The following is a 21592-nucleotide window of genomic DNA, read 5'->3' as shown; positions in this document are numbered from 1 at the left end:
GCTAAACAGCCGACTAATACAGTCAAACAAATTCTGTGCTTTTTTCACTCTCCTGTTTGTTTGCTGGCTTGTTAGCTTAATTCCTACGGAGATTATTAGTTAAATATAATACACCTGCCCCAGTACCCAGTAACGCTAGAAACGGTGGCTTAAAAGGTATCCAACCGCTCTGGTAAACTAAAATTACTGAACAGATGATGTAGAGACAGGCGATAGAGCCAACCACCGCTATACCTATATGGAGAGTACGGTTCAATCGCCAACAGACAATACCACCTACCAAAGCCCAGCCAAACATCCAGAGTGTTTCATAACCAAGAGGCCACCACCAGATGAGTTGGCGATTATCTAAAGTAGCACTGAGGATCTGACTGATCATTTGTCCATGCAATGTCACGCCTGGAACATCACCATAGACTGTACTCCAGTAATCAGCTTGTCTAGTTTGCCTATCAGTAAAGCCAATCAGTATAATCCGATTTCTAATTTTTTCAGCAGAAACCTTATTGTTCAAAACTTGTAAAATATTGACTCTAGGGGCAAAATTATAGGGATCGCGTCCAGAAACACGATATTTGAGCATCGTTTGATACCCTTCAAGCTGGTTATTGATATCCTGATAGCCGCCACCTTTTCCCAAAAGTTGGGGAATGAGAGCTTTACCAAATTGCATATCCTGCACATATTCTTTGCTCTTGATATCTAGAGGAGAAATGTACTTTTGACCTTGGGCTTCTAGATAGCGACGAGCAATTACTAAACTAAAAGCTTCTCGTGTATTGCAATATTTAGGGTCTGGGTTTTGCATCAAGTATTGTCGGCGCACAAAACGACCACCTTTAGCATCATCATCAACCAAGTCACTAAACCCAACTCGCGCTAAAGGCACTTCTGGGGGATGTTTAAGGCCAAGAATCTTTTCACCGCGATCGCTTATATAACTGTTTTTACAGACTGCAATAAAGTTTTCAGCTTGCTGCAAATGCTCTTTTAGGTTACCTTCGGCGGGAAAATCACGCACAAAATCCAACCCAATTACACTGGGTTGGTACTGGGAAAGAATTTTGAGTACTTTGTCTAAAGCCTGATCAGGAATTGAACCCCTGCCACCTGTATAGTCTTCATTCAACTTTTCAATACTTTCCGTATCAACATCGACCATTAAAAATCGTTCATCTTGTGGTTCATCACCACGTAACGACATCATCCGGTCATAAACTGCTAGTTCTAATGGCTGAGTGAATCCGAGTAACCTAGCAAGGAAAATTACTGTTGTCACGACCAAGCTAGTCAGCAAGACGCTACGCAGCTTAATTTTGCGATAGGGGAAAGCATGACTGGCAGCGAGATAATCTAATTGTAAAGTAGTAGGGGCTGGTTGTTTATTATCAGATTGCTTTAGCCATTCCTCAGAGGCTAGCAAATCTTTGCCTCGGAGTAAGAAGCTATCATCACGGTTGTGTTCCTCCCAGTCCTTCGCCTTCAGAAAAATCCGAGTGTGCGATCGCACATATTCTGGATCTGAATCTAGTGTTCTCGTTAGTTCGCCGAATTTAGTCAGAAAATCGGTGTTATGTTGGCTAAAATCAATCCACTGCACTTTTGCTAACCCAGGATGAAGAGTTGCACCCTTTATTTCCCGATACAAAACGGTAACGATTCGCTTATTTAAATTCATCGCATACTCTACCTCAGTCGTGCAGTAGGGTGAACTGAGAGATTTAGGCGAAATAATGAATAAGAAGTTATTGGCGCTTTCTATTCCTCGGTAAATCTCTTGCTCAAAGTTAGTACCAGAGGCAATACTTTCCTGATCAAACCATGTAGTTTTGTTTTGAATTTGCAGGGTATCGTTAAGCTTACGCGCAAAGTCAGAATCAGCACGAGAGTAAGAAATAAATACATCCAGCGCCGCTTGTGGGGGTTGCTTGAGGCTTTCAGCGATAAATTCTGCTTGTAAAGGTATGGGTGGATGTTGTGTGTTTTGTTGAGCTATCTTTAACCAGTCCTCGGCATGACGCAGATTGTGATGACGCAACAAAATACTAGGATTACGTTTTTGCCGTTCCCACTTGAGAGCTTTTGCCAGTAGGATTTTATGCTGTTCGTAGTAAGCTTCATCTCGACGCAGCACATTAATTAGCCTATCGGTATCGGCAGACTCTTTTCCCTGCTCTTCTTGATCTGTAAAGTCGATGAACTGTAAGATACTTAGTTCCACTGGAATCTGCTCTATATCTACGGGTTCAATCAACAAGGGAATAATCCGCTTTTTCAGAGAAAAAGCATAAGATAGTTCCATTTGACAGTATTCTGATTGCAAAGAGGCCGTCGACAAGAGAAGAACTACATTATCTGCTTCCTCAATGCCTCGATTAATCGACTCGGTAAAATCTGCTCCAGATTGAATATCTGTTTTGTTTGTCCAAACTGTGAAGCTTTCTCGCATCAAGATTTTGGCAATCTTCTCCATAAACAGCCTCTCGTTTTCTGAGTAGGAAAGAAACACCTGAGTCATTAGGTTGTTAGCATTCTTGATACTCTGACAAATAAATGCACAATGTAAATCGGTTGGTTCGCAGGGCGGTTGTTCATCTCTAAACCTAAGTTTTAGCCAGTTTTCAGCCTGTTCCCGTTCTTCACCAATCAACAGGTATTGTGACTGTTGTTGTTTTTGCTCCCATTCCAGGGCTTTGGCTAAAAAATAGGTGTGTTGATGCACATAGTCCTGATGACGGAGAAATAATTCTAGTAGTCCCGCCAATGATTTCTCAAAGTCATCGATACCCTCACGGAAGTATACCCAGTTAATCTTGCTAATAGCTGGGTGCATATTAGGAAAACTGGAATGTAACCCCTTGGCTTGATATTGTTCCCACTCACTAGCTTCTCGTCCAGGGTTGCGTTGCTGCCAAATTTCCTGAGTAATTTGCTCTACGTGCAGCAAGGGAATAATGCGTTTATTCCGGCGGAGTGCTAAATCTATCTCTTTACCACAATAGGGAGAGTTGACTGAGTGAGGCGCAATGATAAAGAGAAAATTGTCTGATTTTTCAATTCCATCGTCTATTTGATTTTGGAAGTCAACACCTAAAGGAATATCATTTTGGTCAAACCAAATGTCTAGCCCTGCTTCTACAAATCGCTGATGTAGCTTAGTTGCGAAGGCTTTGCTATCTGCTCTTCCATAAGAAATAAATGCACTTTTAAATTTATTCATATTACGTATTAATGCTGATTTTGAGAAAATTGCCTGGGTTACAGATCCTCAAGTGATATATATTGAAGGCATAAAGTATACTTAAATTATGGTAATCATACTTAAGTGAAACAGCAAGAATATAAATTCGGAATAACCCGTCTCTTCTTTGTTAGTTCTAGAAGGCTTTGAGCCAAATTTATAGCTGGGGACTGGGTAAAAAGTCTTGTTGTATCTAGGTTGTATCATCTATTAATTTCCTAACCTACTGGTGACAGCTATACTTGAGCGTGAATAGCATAACGATCAGAAAGCAGGTTAGCAATTTAACATAGTTTTTTGTAATTTATTTTTTTATATATGCTTCTGGAATAGCACTATGTAATCATTGGCCAATAGAGATAAACCTATTATCAGAAGTAGTTACAAGAATTTTTGCTATGGCTCTACTCATTCTCTAAAAAATTGGTTATTTTTACTATGTAACTGAATCTAAGGTCAATTTCAATACATTAAGTTATAAAGGTTATGAATTGCAGATTAGACATTAAACCGAGAATTACTACGTAAAATACTTAAATTGTTGCAACTTCTACTGCGAATAAATGGTAAATTTTTTCAGGCTAAATTTAAGCTCCAACCAAGCAGCAGCAGTTACGGTATCTGAAACCGCAGAGTTACCGGAGGCGCTAGAGCAATTAGGGCTAAGTAACTCCCGTCCTGTTTTAGTCATTGTTGGGGGTGCTAGTCAGACTAGCGAAGCTGACTTTTTGCGTATCCAAAGCCTGTTTGTGGAAGTCCTAGCACCAATTGCCCAAAGCTTGGGGGCTTATGTAGTAGATGGTGGCACGGATGCGGGAGTGATGCGATTGATGGGTGATGCCCGTAGCCAAATCAATGGGCAGTTTCCGCTAATTGGTGTAGCGCCAACAGCAAAGGTAATTTTACCCAATCAGACTACTATCCTAGCTGACGATGCCACACCCCTGGAGCCGCATCATAGTCATTTTGTCTTAATTCCTGGCAGTAAATGGGGTGATGAATCTCCCTGGATAGTAAAGGTAGCAACTCTCTTAGCTAACGGCTTACCTTCGATTACCGTCCTAATTAATGGTGGTGAAATTAGCTTTATTGATGCCTTAAATAGTGTGATTGCTGGACGGTTGGTGATAGTGATTGCTGGTAGTGGGAGAACAGCAGATAAAATTGCTTCTGCTTTGCGTGGATATGCTACTGATGAACGAGCTACAGAATTAGCCGCATCTGATCATATACAAACAATTGACTTAGAAGCAGCACCAGAAGAATTAATAGATACGATGACAAATTTACTTTTAAATTAGGATTGAATTATGGCTAATAAAGATGATTATCAAGAATTTCTTAAGGGGAAATTTACGAATTTAATTGACTCGTTGAATCTCTCAGAATTACAAACACAATTCTTATTTTCGCGTTGGTTAGACCAAATGTTGTGGATGGAAAGACAAGCAGGTAAATCACGGAATAGATATTACAGATTACGATTGGTCACAATTATTGGTGGTGTAGCTCTACCCGCTTTGGTAAGTCTCAATATTAACAGTTCTCAGGTGCGGGAAATTTTTGTTTGGGCTACTTTTTCCCTTAGCCAAGTTGTAGCAATTAGCGCAGCTGTTGAAGAATTTTTCCACTATGGAGAACGCTGGCGACACTATCGCCGCACGGCCGAATCTTTGAAAACACAAGGTTGGCAATTCTTTCAATTAACTGGGCCTTATGTGAATTATGAAACCCACGATAAAGCATTTAGTAACTTTGCCAATCAAGTAGAAGAGATTATTCAGCGAGATGTAGAAGTTTATGCTACTCAGGTTGTGCAAGAGAAGAAACAGCAAGACAATGGTAATGATGACAAACAAGATAATGTGAAAGAGAACGAAGAGAGCAAGGTATAAAGCTGAAAATCTGACAATTAAGTTTACCGCATCTGATGTTTCAATCCCTGATAGGGATTTGTGTTAATAGAAACGCTGCTTATTCCAGCTACTCAGCAGGAACAGCACAAGTTTCAATCCCTGATAGGGATTTGTGTTAATAGAAACATTTGATTAAATTTGATGAGGCACGAACTGAGTTTCAGTTTCAATCCCTGATAGGGATTTGTGTTAATAGAAACAAATCTGTGAATCCATCCGTAAGGGATTATCCGGTTTCAATCCCTGATAGGGATTTGTGTTAATAGAAACTTTACGGGCTAAAAGTAAGGTATCCTCACCGGATTTCGAGTTTCAATCCCTGATAGGGATTTGTGTTAATAGAAACTTGATATCCGAGCTTTTGTAAATGTGCAATAGCTGTTTCAATCCCTGATAGGGATTTGTGTTAATAGAAACCATACTTTGGCATCGTTGTTATTGAATAATAGTTGTCATTTGTTTCAATCCCTGATAGGGATTTGTGTTAATAGAAACCCTGTCTTGATACTTTCAACATTGGTCAGTGTAGAGTTTCAATCCCTGATAGGGATTTGTGTTAATAGAAACCAATTAAAGCAAGCTTTACAATACGCTGAAGATAGGTTTCAATCCCTGATAGGGATTTGTGTTAATAGAAACGTAACTTCCATTAGCTTGGCAGGCATTAGCCAAAGGTTTCAATCCCTGATAGGGATTTGTGTTAATAGAAACCAGAATTTAGCCCGTGATAAGTATTGTGCTGCCGTTTCAATCCCTGATAGGGATTTGTGTTAATAGAAACTTTCAGGTCAGGGTATTTTAAGATTGCCCGCCGAAGTTTCAATCCCTGATAGGGATTTGTGTTAATAGAAACTCGCATCAAAGAAAAGTTTGTTTTACCAGAGAAAATTGTTTCAATCCCTGATAGGGATTTGTGTTAATAGAAACCGCCCAGGTGTGGAAAGCTTGCTGTATTTGGTTTTCAAGGTTCTGTTTCGTCAATCTCAGATTAAGGTAGCTTTTCGGAAGCTGAGTTGTCAAGAGTGAATTGGAGAAAATTGGTGCAAAAGTATTTATGGTGAGGGTTTGGGGTGTTTGCGTCAACCTCAATTGTGGTGTTGGAGGGTTCAAAAGCATGAGTGGGAAGGGTTTGGGACGATAAATTTCAGTGTGTTTGCCCAACACCTATAGGTTGACGCACAAGTTAAGCAAAAAATACGGTGGTGTCTATTGGCATTTCGCCGCCAATGCGCTCAACTTTTCCTTGACAGCAAGCACAGAGGTGATAAAAACGGATGCTGTCTTGGTCTGGTTTGATGAGTTTGGCTAGACGCGATCGCAGTTTAGCATACTGAGTAGGTGTCAGGTCACATTCAAAAACGGAATACTGCATCCACTGTCCGTAAGATTTGAGAACTTTGTGAATTTTAGTACGGCGTTTATCTTCTGGTACATCGTAGGAAATTACTAAATAACGCCATGTGCGACTTAATATTCTGTAACAAGATCGTCGAACTGAAGAGGGTCACAATTGTGGCGATTAAGCCAGAAACAGACGGTATGAGCTAAAATCTTGCGATTGAGACGACTGGTAAGATGCCACATATCTCTCGCTCGAATCTTCTCTATATGAAATCTCTCAACTAATTGACCAATTACTGTTTCAATTAGGCGACGAAAGCGTTGCATTAATCGCACTGAAGATCGGCTACGAGAGTCAGACATATTAGAACGCAAAGGGGTTTGTAAAGTAATACCCACTTCTTTAAGTTCTCCTGACAAGAACTGACTTAAATAGCCCTTATCTCCGATTAATAAACCTTTAATTCGCGTGATTAAATCCCAAAGTGCGTCCCGTTCACTGCCATTTGCCGGAGTCAGGGTAAACCCACTAATAACTCCTGTGCCACTAACGATTAAATGCCCATGAAACCCATAGTACGTCTGTTTTTTAGCAGCACAAAAACCATAATCTGCAAGGGATTTAAAACTTCGGCAGTTGGGAGCGCGACTCAAGCCACACAAAGGTATTGGTAATCCATCAATCAAATGAAGTTGATCAGAGTATGCTCCTAAATACTGTGCTAATTTTTGTTGTATGAGTTCCTTGTACTGCCAACAATTAGCTGCTTGACGAATAAAAGCATAGCGACTCTTTAACTGAGGAAATAGCCCTAACCAGTGACGGTGAAAGTATTTCCAAATGTCTTTGTCAGCATCTATTCCCAAAAACTCTGCCACTACTTCCATTGTTAAAACTTCACTCTCCCTTAAACTCGGAGCAAAACCTCGTCTCTTGATTGGGTATATCTGGGTGATTTCCATCAGCACGTCGTCAACACAGCAAAATACGGCAATGATAAACTCTTCAATAGAAAACATTTTTCCCGCATTCCATTCACTGGTAACGATTTTCTCGCTCCAGTGCGGATTGTGGGAATTTTCTTTTCAATCGTTCATACACCGAACTTGTGTAACGAAACAATAAGTCGCACATCGCGTTAAATACATGAATCAATTCAAAATACCCTGCGGGAAGCTAAAGCTACAAAATTCAAAATTCAAAATTTATCAACTACCTCATGACCAAAGGGGGGTATTTATCTAGTTCTCCCAGGAGGTATTTAGCGAGGAGTCTAGCTTGGATTTCAAAGGTTTCTTGATAGGTATACTTTTTCTGCATAACAGGATGCTTGAATTGGGTTTGTTTCTTTTCTTGATATAATCTCAAGAAAATATGTAACCCTTCTTTAGTCAGTGAAACGGCATTGCTTATAGGTTCAGTAATAAAGTCTTTTGGTGAAAGCATCCGGCGATTAATTGCTGTGAGAACAACAGCATCGACTATTAAGGGTCGAAATTCTTCCATTAAGTCTAATGCTAGAGAAGGTCTACCATATCGCTCTGTATGCAGGTATCCTAAATAGGGGTCGAAACCGACGATATTTAAAGCTCCTTGAACATCGTGACGTAGTAAAGAATATCCTAAACTCAAGAGTGAATTTACTGGGTCTATGGGTGGGCGACGGTTGCGGGTATGAAAGCTGAAATTATCAACTCGAATTAATTGATTAAAGCAACCAAAATAGGCAGCACTACCAGCACCTTCTAAACCTCTGATTGTATTAATTGAATTGGCTTTGTCTATGGAGGCGATCGCATTGGATAATTGACTGATGTTACTATTTAAATCAACTTCATATCTGCGCTGTGCTTCTAGTAAAGTATGGCGGTAATTTTTCAGTTTACCTCTAATGAAACCTTGGGTAACATGAATTGCTTGCTCTGACTCTCCAGCTGCTTTCCATTGAGCAGCACGGACGAAAATATTTTTACCCATTTCTGGCTCTAAACTCGCAAGATATTTACCGTTATTAGTAAGAAATGTGAGGGGAATTTTTTTGTCAATGAGTTCAAAAATAGCCGCAGGGGAAATACTAGCCCGTCCCATCACAACTAACCCATCAACTTTAATTAAAGGTACATCTAAAATTACCTTTTTTTCAAATTTAACATTCAGACGTTCATCAACTTTACTAATAAATGAATCATCTTGTGTAACGTAAACAGTTCCCATGATTTCACCTACAATAGATGTAAAGATTATTCATCAGTACAAAATATTATTAACTAGAACCTGAATCTCAGCGCTCCTCTGCGCTTATCTCCGCGCCCCTCTGCGTTTAAAATTACGCCTAAGTTAACTAACTTCTTGGTAAGTTTTAACCCTATCAATAGCCTTGGGTAAACATTGTAAATTCAGACTGCATCCTTGACAGCGTTTGCTATAATTTGGTATGGGCATTATGCCTGTGGTGAGTAAATTTGTGACTGCTTGAATTGTAGCGATCGCACTTTTTCTTAACTCCTGATTTATCTCTACTAATTGCCTTTGGTGAGAGTGAGCATAATAGATATATCCAGTCGTAATAGTTTGCCCTGTCATCTCTTCTAAACATAAAGCTTGAGCGCAGACTTGTAATTCATCATTATCCCATTCGCCTTTACGTCCGCGTTTATATTCCACAGGATAAAATTGACCATCTGCTGATTCAATTAAGTCAGATTTACCAATGAGTTGATACTTGTCTGACTTCAACCAAATTGCTCGGACTTGCCAAGTTTCTTCTCGCTGATTTTCGCTGGTAGTGTGGACGCGATCATGTAAAGTTGTGCCTTCGATGGTGTATTGATTATCAATAAATTCGCCTGCACAAAACATCCGCCAACAGCGATGGGAACAATAGGCATATTGATTTAATGCCGCAATAGGAATGTATTCAATGTTCATAGTTTTTAGTTATTGGTTATTGCAGAAATTGCGGTGCAAAGTCTGTACACAATATTTCGTAGTTATAGCCGTAGCCAGATAGATTAGGACATCAAGCTAAGATCAAACGCTGACAACACAAGTCTGTCAACTGTCAACAGTCAACCGTCAACAGCTATAATAGTCATGATCTGCCTCTTCATCTCTTCTATCATGAAGAATACAACCGCCGAATCATGCCCATTCCCATTGTGGTTTTACGCCCTACCCCTGCATACATAGCGAAGTCAGCTAAGGCGTTGATTTGCTTAATTTGGATTGGCTCTATATCACCTAAAATCCGATAGTTGATTTCTCCAAGAATGCCAATAAATTTACTACGAGAATCGGCTAATATTTCTGTATGAATATTGAGAAATGAGGGAAATATTGCTTCAAGAGCAATTTCAGAAAATTCTATACCACTGTATTTATTCCATCGGGAAAGGAGGGAGTTAAATACACATTCTCTAGTGGGAAGGGTAGTGTCAAATTTTCCCTGGCGGAAGGCGGTGGGTGTGGTGAAGGTAAAATTTAGCGTGTGATTGTTGCCGAGCGATCGCAGGTCATTATTCTCACCAGCTTGCTCATATAATTGAGTATAGGTAATAGCATTTGCCCAAGGTTGGGTAGACTGGGGCGTGCCTTGAATGCTGGTAATATACAAGTTAGCCGGGCCGAGATGCCAAGGATGGTTAGGGTTAAGATTGAGCCATAGTTGCGTTAGTTGGCTAAATAAGGTGTCATCAAGTAAAGATATGCGCCACCAACAAGGCGTTCCGGCGGGGATGGCTTGCTGATGCAAGTATTGCAACGAGTAGCTATTAGGGATTTTCGATTTATATCTACCCCGTTCCTCTCCCTGAATTTGCAAGGGGGAAAGGGTGAAGGCTTTATCGGCGGTGGAGTCGTGCAAGCGATCGCCTAATGTGCTATCAACAGAACTAACAAGGGTGAGAAATAAGGCGTGTAAATGTCTACCGGTGAGATATTGCGGAGGAATGGGAGATTGGGGAAGCAGGTTTAAAACTAAGCTATGAGGCATTTTAACAATTCAAAATTCAAAATTCAAAATTAAGCTGACTTACGTTTTTTAGTGGTAGCTTGAGCAACTCTGGATTCAATGGTAAATTCTGGAATATCTGCGAGTTCTTCCTCACTTAAACTATACTGTTCACAAACCAAACTCAAACGATTTCCTGGCGTTTTCACAGCGTTAACAGAATGGGTTAAATCACCTTGAAAGTAAAGTAAGGTGTTCATTTGTGGTTTAATTTGCCCTAGTTGACGTTTGTGGGATTTGAGTACCAGTTCTCCCCCGTCCATATTTTCCGGTACACGCACATATAGGACGCTGACAAACATAGGCGGTTCTATGGTTTTGCAGTAGGAACGCAGAGAACGATCTATATGTGGATCAACGCGGGAACCTTCTTTGAGGAGTAAGGGGTTGAGGTAAAAAGCGTTACAATTGGCATGGAGAGCCAAGTCTAGATAGGGTTTGAAGTAGGGGAATTTTTGTTCTACTGTGGAGATATGCGATCGCCTAAACACCACAGAAAAGCCTTTTGTTCCCACAAAATCGCGGTTAAGGTTGTTGACTGCAAAGTAAGGACAAGCGTGGATTTCTCCCCACAAGTTGTTCAGGTAGTCGCCAGGGAAGGCGTTTGCTTGTTGTTGATAGTGTTTCACGGAGGATGAGAGGGAAATATACTTATAAATTGATGTTCAACAAATTCTCGCACCAATGGTACTAGAGTTGAATTACTTATCCCGCAATAAAAACTTCATCATCAGGCAGACGTAGCTGTTTAAACTTCATTGCTATTGTTAAAATTCCTGACAAGCCTGAAAATAATCTATATTCTTTTTCCATATCATTACAAACAATGGTTATTGGATAAGAAGTGATTCCTTGCTTGTTCAATTGGAAAATAACAGTAGCATTTGTTCTTGGGCAAATAATTACTCCTGGTAAGAGATGCTTATTCAAAGCTTGTATTAGGGGCGTGGGTCTTATTGCGCCTCCAGCACTGCGGATAATTTGACAATTTTTAAAAGCTGTTAGTTTGTTCAGTTCTGTACTGATAAATTCTTGCCAGTTATCGGTGTAGCGTAATTCAAAACTCAATTGATAAGTTTCATTAGCACGACTGGCGACTTCAATATAATCACCATTTTGGACAAATTCATAATAGCGTAATAGGTGAAAAGTATCTAGTCTTGTTTCCTCCGATTCATCTAGAATCAAACCATGAGGGTCACGAATGGAAAGAGTTTCAAACAGACTAGAGCGAAAACTAAATAAAGGTGCATAACTTATACTAAAAACTTCAGCAAATTCTTTTAATTCAGCTAATACATCGTCATCTTGTTTAAGCAATAAGTTTATGTATTCTTCTATGGTGGCTCGTCCGGATTGTAAATCTTCCCAATCTTCAATAAACTTGGCTTTGATAAAGGTTCTGACAAAAGCCTGACCACCTTTGATATACTTCCAATCCTTTTTGATTTCTTTGGGCGTTTTTTTGGCAATAGTTTCAGCACCTCGTAAAAGTTTCATTCTATAGCGATAATCATCCCAAGTTCTGTTTCCTTCAAAAATAGATTTTAGAGTATTGAATAACTCCAAAATTAATTTTTCCTCAGCTAAACCTTCAAGCATTTCTTCCAATTCTAATAAGGGACGGGCAATTTCTAGAAATGCTTCTGAACGCCAGTAAGCTTTTAAAAAAGGTTTATCCAAACAAGGAAGTGTTTCAAGTACATCTTTTAGCGCTGTACGTCCCCCAGTAGTATCTAGAGACGTTAAACCTTCTTCCCAGGCGTTAGCAGGTAAGTAAGCAATGGCTTCTGAATCAATATTAGTTTCAGATTTACCCAAAACACGCCCTACTCTACCAATTCTCTGCCAAAATGCGGCGCGATCGCGTGCTGAAAAAATCAACCAATCTAAATTTTGCCGTTTCGGTTTAGGGTGTCTTTCAAAGTTAAACCCTACATCTACAGTGCTAGTAGCCAAAATAATTTGACACTGCATAGCCCTTTCTCTATCTTTTTTGGGTGCAGGGCCTGTAATGCGTCCGATGTCATCACCAAGTCCTTGCTGTCGTAGTAAATCTGATAAACGATTAATATTATCAAGAGAGTCAAGAATTACAGCACCATTTTCATCAGGTCTTTCTCGAAAACGTTGTATAACTTCTGCTGCTAACTCTGCTAACCACTCTTCCTTAATATCTGGTTTTGGTCTTAATTCTAGATTAACTGCTGTTTGTGACGGTAAAAAACTAGTATTACCAGCTTCTCCATCAATTCTTGCTATCTTCACACCAGCTTGTTTTAAATTCTGCAATGCTAATTCACAAGCTGGTTCTGGTGTTGCTGTGAGTAAAACTACCTTGCGTCCGTTCTCAAAAAAGCGAAAAACTTGAGAATAAGCGAGATAAAACAGCATTCCTACTAGCTGTTTAGCATCGTAGAGGTGAAATTCATCAAAAATGACTGTCGAAAATTTGGTGTAAAAACCAGCAGCAATATTACCTCTATCTAGGTTGTTATATGCAAAGAAAGTTGCATAGTAAAAGATGTCAGGATTTGTGACTAAAATGATGGGTGTATTAGCCCCAATATCGGGAAAAACTGTAGCTGGATTCCGCAAAACATTATACAGCTTTTCCCCTGAACGACTACCAACTTTATCGTTAGGACAGCTTTTAATGTCTTTAGCAGAAGCAGATTTGACGACATGACGTAAGTTAGCATCACGCACAAATTCTTTTGCGGCTTCTGTTTGCTGTTCAATTAAAGCATTTGTTGGAGCAATGTAAATAGCACTTTTATTTTGCTGATGCTTTAATACTGTTAATCCTGCTTTAGTTTTACCTGTGCCAGTTGGTGCTAAATCAAGGATAATATCTGCATCCTTAGATTGTTCAAATACATCTACTTGATGCTGAAGTGCATTCCCCATAAAAGATAGTTCATCTGGCAAAGATGCACAAGCTGAAATACTGCGCGGTTCTAATCTGATAACTAATCTTTGATTACTCATTGTTACTTTCTCTACCGCAAAAATGTAAACCTGCTGGTACAATCATTTCTCCAACTTGCCAAGCAGCACCCCGAAAATGAAGATTTTTAATGATGGGTGCAGGAGGAATAGAAATTAAATCGAATGCTAAAGCCTCTATTTGCTGTGGTAAATCAGCAGCATTTAGATAATGTTGACTTTGATATTCACCTTCTGGTAGTAAAGTCACAGGAAATTCATTCAGCACATTCACCTTGACTTTACTCATGAATTTACCAAGGCGAATATAATTTGGTAATTGGTAATTTCCAAATACCAAAGTTTGAAATTTGTTTCTGCGTTCAATCATCCGCAGTCTTCCAGTTTGCGGAAAATTACTCGGTCTAAATGAACTTGGTTTTTTGCCTTGGCGTTGTAATGGTAAATCTTCTCGCGCCGTCGCCACCCGATTATTAGTCATCGCATACCAGTAAGCATCAGAAAGAGCATTGAAACGTTCAAATCTGAATGTCACCCTACCTACTGGTGAAGCTGGTAAGATATAAAAATCCTGTGCAATTGGTTGTAAATCTTCTTTGTAGGTTGGTCGTCCTGTAGCCTGACCTTGGAGTCGATAAGGGGAATTTACTCTACCTAAAGCATAGGTAAGAGCATAATTCCCAATTACCCCCTCAGTGTAATAGGTATCAGACAACTCCCTAGAGGCAAAAAAGACTGGTTCAAGACAGTATAATTCAACAAGTTTTGCCTGCTGAAAAAGAATTGTTGACATATTAACTCTCTACTTCAACTGGTGTATTTTTACCTTTACCTTTACCTTTACCTTTGTTTTTTTCAGGTGAAACCTGACGGAATGGTTCATAAGATTGGCTTAAACGTTTTAGAAAAGTATCTCGTTCTAATTCTGACCAATGAGTTTCTACATCAGTCAGTAAATCTGCTAATTCTGCTTCAGATAGCTGCACAGAAACCCCTCTCTTATTTTTCCAATTAGCTATTACTTGTTTGCTGGCTGTAATTAATTGATTAATATTCAAAGGGTGTTCTAACGGCTTACCTAGTGCATCATAGGTAGCTTGTACAAGTTCCAGAGAACTAGGAAGTTCGGTAATACTACCAAATACACCTAATATTTCGTTTTCCATGCGTCCAACACGACTGGAAACCGCACCGTAACGACTTGTAAAAAGAATATTACCGATGATATATCGCAGTTCATCCGCAGTTACATCTTTTAGGGTGACGACATCCAAAAAATGCACGCCTGGTTTGATGTATTCGCTGGTATTTAAAGCTGTTGAGGCGTTACCTTTTTCATCCCGCATTGTACCAGTTTCGTAGATGGCGTTTATGGTGCGATCGCCTACAACATCACTAGCAGGTAAAATACTAAAAGCGTCCTCAGTCCAAATGCGACTTTTTTGAGCGCCACCCCCACCAGCAGCGAAGCCGTAGAGGAAACAATCTACACACATTTCACAAGGTGCATTAGTATTCAAAGAACAAAGAGAGCCATCTTTAGGGTTAGTGTATAAAAGCTCATGCGCTCTTAAATGTTCTCGTCCATAGCGTCTTTCTGGTGCTACTTGTTTACGCTTAGTCATTACCAAACGTTGAATTATAGTTTTTTGATTTTCACCCTCTAAACCAGCTTGGACAAATTCGCTACACATTGGTTCACCTGAACCTTCTGTACGGAAGATAGTTTCAGAATGGGTTGTTCTTAAAATAACTAAAGTGATAAAACGTCCCTTGGGGAAATTCTCATAACTTGTTGCTAGAACTGAAGAAAGTTTTGAAATGGACATGATGAAAAACTCCTAATTATTTAAACAGTTGTAGTTGTTGCGATAGAATCATCTTCAGATTGACTTTTAAGTTGTTTACGTGCTTCCTCAAGGAAGAATAGATAAGCAGCTTCTAAAGTTTTTTGGTCAGATAAAAACTTTTCAGGACGTGCTGAATAAACCTCCTCATATAGTTTTCGTAATAGCTCGTAATAACGCTTGACCTGTTCATACTTTGTCGCACCTACGCCATGCTCACGGATACGGTCTAAGCGAGTATGATATTGCTGTACTAAAGCAGCAAAAATTACATCTAATCCCAAATAAGACTTTTGAGAACGAATAGCAGCAATAAAAGCTGTAAATGGTTCTGCTTGAGCAGTTCGTTTAAAAGAACTTCCCCAAATTTTTCCCTCTGCTGCAACTTGAGCAGCTTCCTTAAGATATTTAGTTAAGAGTAAGTTTTCATCCGGCATAAAGCTCTCCAGTAAAATATTTAACGGCTCACAAATGCGACTCCAAATAACACTCAAATTTGGTTCGTCTTGTTCTCGCAGAGTCCAACGCAGCAACACATAATAAAGTTCAATTGGTCTGACACAAGCACGAGCCAAATCATACAAACAATCATCAGCTTTCTGAATACTTGCAACAGATGTTGCTAGTTTGCCAATGCAACGTAGTCGCTCAAGAATTTTTTCTGCATCTTGGCGTTGCTGATATTGTCCATTTCCTAATAAAGTTTGCAGCGCAGAAGGAATTCCCTCTATTCGTCCGTAAACATCACTAAATAACTCCACCTCTAGATTGCTACTCAAGGTAAAAGGAAAGCCAATATCTAAAGATAAGGAAATTTCTAAAGCAAGTCTCAGTGATTTTAGTAAAGCTAAAGAATTATTAACATCTCCCCAAAGTAAAGGAATAATGACAGATGTATGAACAAAATCAGGACGCTTTGGTAATGCTAAACCGACTACTTTGTTAGCTTTAAATTCAAGCAGGTTATCTTTATATAATTTCAATTCATCAATAGTGACAGTACCACCTTCAGCATTTGTCGCTGCAAGTTGTTTTAAAAGTCCACGCCAAATTCTCAACAGTTCTGGTGCAGAACCTTTAGGTAATGCTAAGTGCAAATAAAGCGGGTCTTGTTTTTTAACAGCAGGAAAGTTTGCCCCAACTGCCATTAATTGATAGGCTAAAGCTGCAATTGAATCTGCTTGTCTTTTCGGTTCAGCACTGATACCACCTGGTAAGCGGTTAGAAAAAGCTTGTACTTTTGTACCAGGAGGCATATTATCTGAAATTAGCTCATCTATATCAGTAGAAGTAGAACCTAAAGAGCATCTTTGTCTGGGATTTGCTTCTACATAAGCATTTAAATGATCGACTCCATTTAAGCGAATAGCAAAAGGTAAATTTACCATTCTGCTAACAGCTGCAATCATCTCTTCAGATACTTCTGTTTCCTCAGATATTTGTGTACTTTCTTTTCTTAGTTGGAAAGATTCTTGTAGAGCTTCTTTAATACCCTCCATTCCTTTAACAGCAGCCTTAGCAGCAAATAAAGGTCGCCCATATTGACCATTAAACGACTCAATTGCAGTGCGCTGGAGTTCAGATATACCCGTATGATGAGCAATTTTATCCCAAGCTTCTTTAGGATTTAATCCGGCTTCACGGTAACTAAGATAAGCTGCCTTCAAACCTTCAGATATGGCAAATTCTTCTGCATTGCTTACAGGTAATAACTGAAGTTCAGATGCTTTTATTATTGCATCTGCACCAGCCGCTTCACCCCATTTAGTTATATCTTTAGAAATCTTGTCTGGTTTATAACCAGCTTTTTTTCTTTCTAAAAGAGCCTCAACATTTACTAATACTTCTTCAATATTTTGTTGGATAGCTTGATGAGAAATCTTAATACCATCCTTAGTAGCTCTGACAAGTCTTTCGATATTATTTCCAAAAACTTGGTCAATTTTAATTTGCCAAACAGCAGCTATTTCTTGTGTCAAATCAACATTTGGTAAAGCTCCTCCTTCAAAAAGTTCGCCATCAGGGAAAATCGCTAAAGGATTTAACCCATGTTTTTGTAAAACTTCTTCGCAAGCACCCAGCAATAGGGCTGTAATATAGCCTTTATCCTCAGAGATGCGGATTCTAAAGAGGTTACAGCTTCGTCCAAAAGCAACTGTTAACTCTTTTTCCAGTTTGCGAAAACGTTGTGCATCTGGAATTCCTAAATCAAATAAATCCGCAGATGTAAGCATCGCCGCCCATCGTTCAATATTTGGGTCTTCTGGTAAAAATCTTGCTCCATCGCTGACGTTATGACCTGAATGGCGCTCAATTAGCTTTCTGACTAACTCCAAATCAGCTTCTGAAACAACAAAGCTAAGTACACAAGCCTTTTCAAGCTGTTCTCGTAAAAATGCCTGATTTCTGGCTAGGGTTTTAACATTGCGTCCTTGGGTATCTAATTTATTCAGGTCATGAACCGCAGTTGCAGCTAGTAGCAAAGGTCTTTTATCTTCTGGGACTTCTGCGATTCGGCTGACTGTCAAAATGAACTGACACGCAGAATCGAGGTGTTCTGCAAGGGTTGTACCTGTTCTTACTCCGTACTGATGACGATGTGCATGATTTTCGTAAAGCTGGGGGCGAATTTCGGTGAAATAACGCTCCTCCAAAGACTTTGGAAGGCCATTTAAAAGCCGACTGCGCTTAATCATATTGAAAGATATAGATTTAATACCAAACTCAGTCTCATTAAGTGGTCAACAAACACCATAGTCCGTCCTAATTAATTGCGCCACTAGTAATAATTTTTACGGAATGAATTTTCAAGTCCTATTTTCAGGTGGGCGAATTCTGACTCTATCTAATTCAGCAGTTACAATTGCACCAGAGAATAATTCGTCTCCGTAAAGCTGAAGCACCTGCAAACAAACTATTGATTGTTCTTTGGTTGAGAGATTAACTAAACGCAAGATACCACAGTGAGGATTTCCCCGCAAAATTGCTAACTCTCCAAAATCTTTATCAAGGGTGACTAAAATCCTACCTTCACGATAGGCGGTTGCTAAAATTTCTTCATCACCTGGATCTTTTGGCCAATCTCCAGACCAAACTACATCATACCCAATCATTTGTAAATCGGTACGCACCCTAGCATTAATGCAAGTATCTAGTAGTATTTTCACCGTGGAGACTCTATCAATAAAGGTTCAACTCGTTCATGACCAACTAACCTTCGTGCATAGATTAAACAGGCTTGTATATCTTCCCGTTCTAACCAGGGATAAGCTTCTAGCAAGGTTTCAATCGTATCTCCTACTGCTAACATCCCTAAAATATGTTCAACAGCTAGGCGACGACCTCGAATAATTGGTTTACCGCCAAAGATTTGGGGGTTAAATGTGATTCTTTCTAGTAATGTTTGTTCGTTCATAGTTTATGTAATGACCTCTAATACAAGGTTTACCGAAACAAATATTGGAGTCAAGGGAAATTTTGGACAGCAAATGATCATCTGTTATGGTCGTTGACCTCACTAGCTGCTTTTTCAGGAAATGGGAGTAGCTGCAACTACCCCCGATAGGTGATGATAAATACTGTTTATGCGATCGCTTTTGATTTGATTACCAGTCGATACTCATACTGCTGACCTTGAATACGTCGTTTATCAAACTGATAACCACGCTTCTTGAGAGTGTGCATAGTTGCAGAAAATCGGTGGCTAACTTTCTCTACTAACTCTTCTGTAGAATGCCAGCAAGTGTCTGACATCACTTGAAGCATCCGATCTTGAAGATTGTCTTTCATCAGAAATTACCTCAATAGGTTTGCGCCAAAAAAGCCATATTAGTGCTAGCCTATGAGATACCACTCAACATAGGTGAACTAAAACAGCTTTGTTTTGGTTCTCCTTAATATAGCATTAGAATTTTGTCTGTAGTAAAAAAGTGTTTTCCATTCAAAAAAGTTTTGAATAGGTTTTTTTTAAGATGTATACTGGAGAAGCCTTGAAATTAAACTCGAATCCCTATCAGGGATTGAAATTGTAGAAAAGATGTGATCAAGGCATTTATACAACTCCTTAATCCCTATCAGGGCTTGCCAGCCAGAGCTATACTCTGGCTTTTTTAATATCTGCATAGCGAGTAACATTGTTTTTTGCAATTTCAGTTCCCGATTCACCTGGTATACAGATACAATAACTGTAAATAAGAGTTATATCAATATTGTAATTACATTTTATTGGATGTCTAGGAAAAAAGAGACAATTACACTTTCAATTCCCTCTGGGACAAAAGAACAGCTAGAAGAAATAGCCCGAAAACTTGGGATTTTCTGGGGTAAGTCTCCCAGTGTGTCTGGATTACTTGTAGCGATCGCTCAACAAGAGTTTGAAGTTGGTAAACCCTTCACTTTAAGCTCAACACAAGTAGCTGCGCTCCAGCAAGCCATAGGATTATTGAAGGACTCCGGTTTTATTGAACAAGCGCAAACTATCTCTAGTCTGTTATTGGAACGAGGTCAACTTGAACCGCCCATGCGCCAATTGCTACTCCAGCAAGTCAGCCAACCTGCTGAAGCGTGGCGCATTCTTGCAGAACAATTCCGCCAAAATCAACAACCTTTTCACTTACTCTATGCCAATCCTCAACTTGGAGACCTGTCTTTTACAGTGCGTTACGCCGAAATAGCTTTTGAAGAGAAACGTTTTTACTTAAATATTTGGTGTGATGAAACTGAAGATATCCCAAATAACGACTTTCCAGAACTCATACACAATCGCTGTCTACGTCTTGATAGAATCAAGGGTGTTGTGCCAGTCAACGGACACTGGCGACATGAAGGGCTAGATTACCTCAAAGTGTACTTGCACTTTTACAAAGGTCTGATTAAAGCTTATGAAGCAAAACCCAACGACATGAGTAACGAAGTGATTGGAGAGGTGCGCCAAGTCGTTAGGCGAGTATCAAATCCCTTCTGGTTAATTCGGGAAGTGCTGCGCTATGGGGAAGATTGTGTGATTATAGCGCCTGAAAATGTGCGCGATCGCCTCAAACAAAAACTCCTCACCCTCTGCCAGTTGTATGACATCGAAACCAGGAGTTAAAAAAGCTAGATTGTTATCAAATAAATCTGCGATCGCCTTTTACCCAGGACAATAACCTGGGTAAAGCCTTGGGGTTCTAGCGGCGTAAACTCCGAGGATCAAGGGCATCTCTTAACCCATCACCTAGTAAATTAAAAGCTAAAACTGTCAAAATAATTAACACAGCCGGCGGCCAAATTAACCAAGGTTGCAGCACTAATATAGAAGCATTGCTGGCTAGAGATAGCATATTACCCCAAGATGGGTCTGGTTGTTGAATGCCTAAACCGATGAGACTGAGTATTGCTTCTGAACCGATAAAGCTAGGAACCGCCAAGGTAGCAGAGATAATTACATAAGTAGCAGTTTGCGGCAGAACATGACGCAGAATAATATATATTGGCTTACCACCCATAGCCCTGGCGGCTTGGACAAATTCTCGTTCTTTGATTGATAGCACTTGTCCACGAATTACCCTGGCTAACCCAGCCCAGCTAATTACAGAAGTGATCAAAACTATGAGTAAAAATCGCTGACTGCTAGTTAAACCAGCCGGTAAAACTGCCCCCAAGGTAACCAACAGATAAATACTGGGGAAAGTCATCAGCACTTCTGCAATCCGCATAATAATGCTGTCCGTCCAACCGCCGAAATAGCCGGAAATACCCCCTATCAGCAAACCGAGGGGAAAAGTAATTACCACCCCAATAATGCCGATAAACATACTAATGCGCCCACCATGTAGGAGACGGCTGAATTGGTCGCGGCCTTGTTCGTCCGTACCTAAGATGTTGAGTTTTGCCCCATTATCTGCGCCGAATAAATGCCAATTTAAGGGGATACCGGGGATAATTGTGGTTTCTTCCCACTTGGGCGGTAGGGGTAAACTTAGCTGTAAGAGTCGGTATTCTGGCCCAGAGACAAATAAACGCACAGGTGAGGGCTTTTTATCGTCTACAATGAGTTGGCGATCGCCTGTTTCTAAGTCTGTATTGCCTTGTATTGTGGGATAAACGTGGGGGCCGATAAACTTACCTGATGTTTTTGAAACCCAATAAATCTTAGTTGGCGGTAATAGTGAACCATTCGGTTGAGAAGTGTAAGGGTCGTATGGAGCGATAAAATCAGCCGCAATCACCGCCAAATAAAATATTAAAAGTAAAATAGCCCCAAATTGTGCTAAGGGATTTTTCTGGAGTCTTTGCCACCAATTCATAATT

The 21592-nt window shown here is 39.8% G+C and carries 18 protein-coding genes and 1 CRISPR repeat array; of the genes, 3 read left to right on the top strand and 15 right to left on the bottom strand.

The genetic code is table 11. The annotated features are described in order from the left end of the window. Positions 1-76: 76 nt before the first annotated feature. Positions 77-3220, bottom strand: a complete 3144-nt coding sequence (locus ACN222_RS07825) for a TIR domain-containing protein (protein WP_010995744.1) — start codon at positions 3218-3220, stop codon at positions 77-79. Positions 3221-3804: 584 nt separating this feature from the next. On the opposite strand from ACN222_RS07825, the gene ACN222_RS07820 reads away from it, so the two are divergent. Together ACN222_RS07820 and ACN222_RS07815 are read left to right on the top strand one after the other, a co-directional pair. Further along, positions 3805-4542: a hypothetical protein gene (locus ACN222_RS07820; RefSeq protein ID WP_010995743.1), complete on the top strand. Its 738-nt coding sequence runs from the start codon at positions 3805-3807 to the stop codon at positions 4540-4542. Between the two features lie 9 nt (positions 4543-4551). Then, positions 4552-5136, top strand: coding sequence for a DUF4231 domain-containing protein (locus tag ACN222_RS07815; protein WP_010995742.1), 585 nt, complete (start codon positions 4552-4554; stop codon positions 5134-5136). Positions 5137-5173: 37 nt separating this feature from the next. Further along, a CRISPR array of direct repeats spans positions 5174-6084; the repeat unit is 37 nt; unit sequence GTTTCAATCCCTGATAGGGATTTGTGTTAATAGAAAC. A 256-nt stretch (positions 6085-6340) separates the two neighbouring features. On the opposite strand, the gene cas2 is transcribed toward ACN222_RS07815, so the two are convergent. From cas2 to ACN222_RS07750, 13 genes are all read right to left on the bottom strand, one after another. Beyond that, a complete protein-coding gene (cas2, locus tag ACN222_RS07810; protein WP_044520995.1) occupies positions 6341-6631 on the bottom strand; it encodes a CRISPR-associated endonuclease Cas2 in 291 nt (96 codons plus the stop codon). Then, positions 6625-7518: an IS982-like element ISNsp1 family transposase gene (locus ACN222_RS07805; protein ID WP_010995738.1), complete on the bottom strand. Its 894-nt coding sequence runs from the start codon at positions 7516-7518 to the stop codon at positions 6625-6627. Before ACN222_RS07805 ends, cas2 begins: the two co-directional genes overlap by 7 nt. A gap of 193 nt (positions 7519-7711) precedes the next feature. Then, positions 7712-8713: a type I-D CRISPR-associated endonuclease Cas1d gene (cas1d, locus tag ACN222_RS07800; protein WP_010995737.1), complete on the bottom strand. Its 1002-nt coding sequence runs from the start codon at positions 8711-8713 to the stop codon at positions 7712-7714. A 123-nt stretch (positions 8714-8836) separates the two neighbouring features. Further along, the gene (gene cas4 / locus ACN222_RS07795; RefSeq protein ID WP_010995736.1) at positions 8837-9427 is read right to left on the bottom strand and encodes a CRISPR-associated protein Cas4; all 591 of its coding nucleotides are present in this window, start codon (positions 9425-9427) and stop codon (positions 8837-8839) included. Between the two features lie 190 nt (positions 9428-9617). Then, positions 9618-10490 carry a CRISPR-associated endoribonuclease Cas6 gene (cas6, locus tag ACN222_RS07790; protein ID WP_010995735.1) on the bottom strand — a complete coding sequence of 291 codons (873 nt, stop codon included), beginning with the start codon at positions 10488-10490 and terminating at the stop codon, positions 9618-9620. Between the two features lie 29 nt (positions 10491-10519). Beyond that, the gene (locus ACN222_RS07785) at positions 10520-11137 is read right to left on the bottom strand and encodes a 2OG-Fe(II) oxygenase (protein ID WP_010995734.1); all 618 of its coding nucleotides are present in this window, start codon (positions 11135-11137) and stop codon (positions 10520-10522) included. A gap of 76 nt (positions 11138-11213) precedes the next feature. After that, positions 11214-13499 carry a type I-D CRISPR-associated helicase Cas3' gene (cas3, locus tag ACN222_RS07780; protein ID WP_190449619.1) on the bottom strand — a complete coding sequence of 762 codons (2286 nt, stop codon included), beginning with the start codon at positions 13497-13499 and terminating at the stop codon, positions 11214-11216. Continuing rightward, the gene (gene cas5d / locus ACN222_RS07775) at positions 13492-14250 is read right to left on the bottom strand and encodes a type I-D CRISPR-associated protein Cas5/Csc1 (RefSeq protein ID WP_010995732.1); all 759 of its coding nucleotides are present in this window, start codon (positions 14248-14250) and stop codon (positions 13492-13494) included. The genes cas3 and cas5d overlap by 8 nt, the downstream gene beginning before the upstream one ends. 1 nt (position 14251) lies before the next feature. Beyond that, entirely contained in the window at positions 14252-15286 is a 1035-nt protein-coding gene (gene cas7d, locus ACN222_RS07770; protein WP_010995731.1) for a type I-D CRISPR-associated protein Cas7/Csc2, read from the bottom strand. A gap of 20 nt (positions 15287-15306) precedes the next feature. Continuing rightward, complete coding sequence (locus tag ACN222_RS07765; RefSeq protein WP_010995730.1) at positions 15307-18000, bottom strand: hypothetical protein; 2694 nt, start codon at positions 17998-18000, stop codon at positions 15307-15309. 111 nt (positions 18001-18111) lie between these two features. Next, on the bottom strand, positions 18112-18471 hold the full coding sequence (locus tag ACN222_RS07760) for a DUF5615 family PIN-like protein (RefSeq protein WP_010995729.1): 360 nt from the start codon (positions 18469-18471) through the stop codon (positions 18112-18114). After that, a complete protein-coding gene (locus ACN222_RS07755; RefSeq protein ID WP_010995728.1) occupies positions 18468-18719 on the bottom strand; it encodes a DUF433 domain-containing protein in 252 nt (83 codons plus the stop codon). The genes ACN222_RS07760 and ACN222_RS07755 overlap by 4 nt, the downstream gene beginning before the upstream one ends. A 167-nt stretch (positions 18720-18886) precedes the next feature. Then, positions 18887-19093: a hypothetical protein gene (locus tag ACN222_RS07750; protein WP_010995727.1), complete on the bottom strand. Its 207-nt coding sequence runs from the start codon at positions 19091-19093 to the stop codon at positions 18887-18889. A 439-nt stretch (positions 19094-19532) separates the two neighbouring features. Between ACN222_RS07750 and ACN222_RS07745 the strand changes: the two genes are divergently transcribed. Beyond that, positions 19533-20393 carry a helix-turn-helix transcriptional regulator gene (locus ACN222_RS07745; protein WP_010995726.1) on the top strand — a complete coding sequence of 287 codons (861 nt, stop codon included), beginning with the start codon at positions 19533-19535 and terminating at the stop codon, positions 20391-20393. A 76-nt stretch (positions 20394-20469) separates the two neighbouring features. On the opposite strand, the gene ACN222_RS07740 is transcribed toward ACN222_RS07745, so the two are convergent. Then, positions 20470-21588 (bottom strand): ABC transporter permease, encoded by a 1119-nt coding sequence (locus ACN222_RS07740; protein ID WP_010995725.1) that lies wholly within the window; start codon positions 21586-21588, stop codon positions 20470-20472. Positions 21589-21592 lie beyond the last annotated feature (4 nt).

This window comes from Anabaena sp. FACHB-595, assembly GCF_048568275.1.
Taxonomy (GTDB): Bacteria; Cyanobacteriota; Cyanobacteriia; order Cyanobacteriales; family Nostocaceae; genus Trichormus.
Note: the sequence above shows the minus strand (reverse complement) of the source record. Positions and strands in the feature narration are given on the sequence as shown.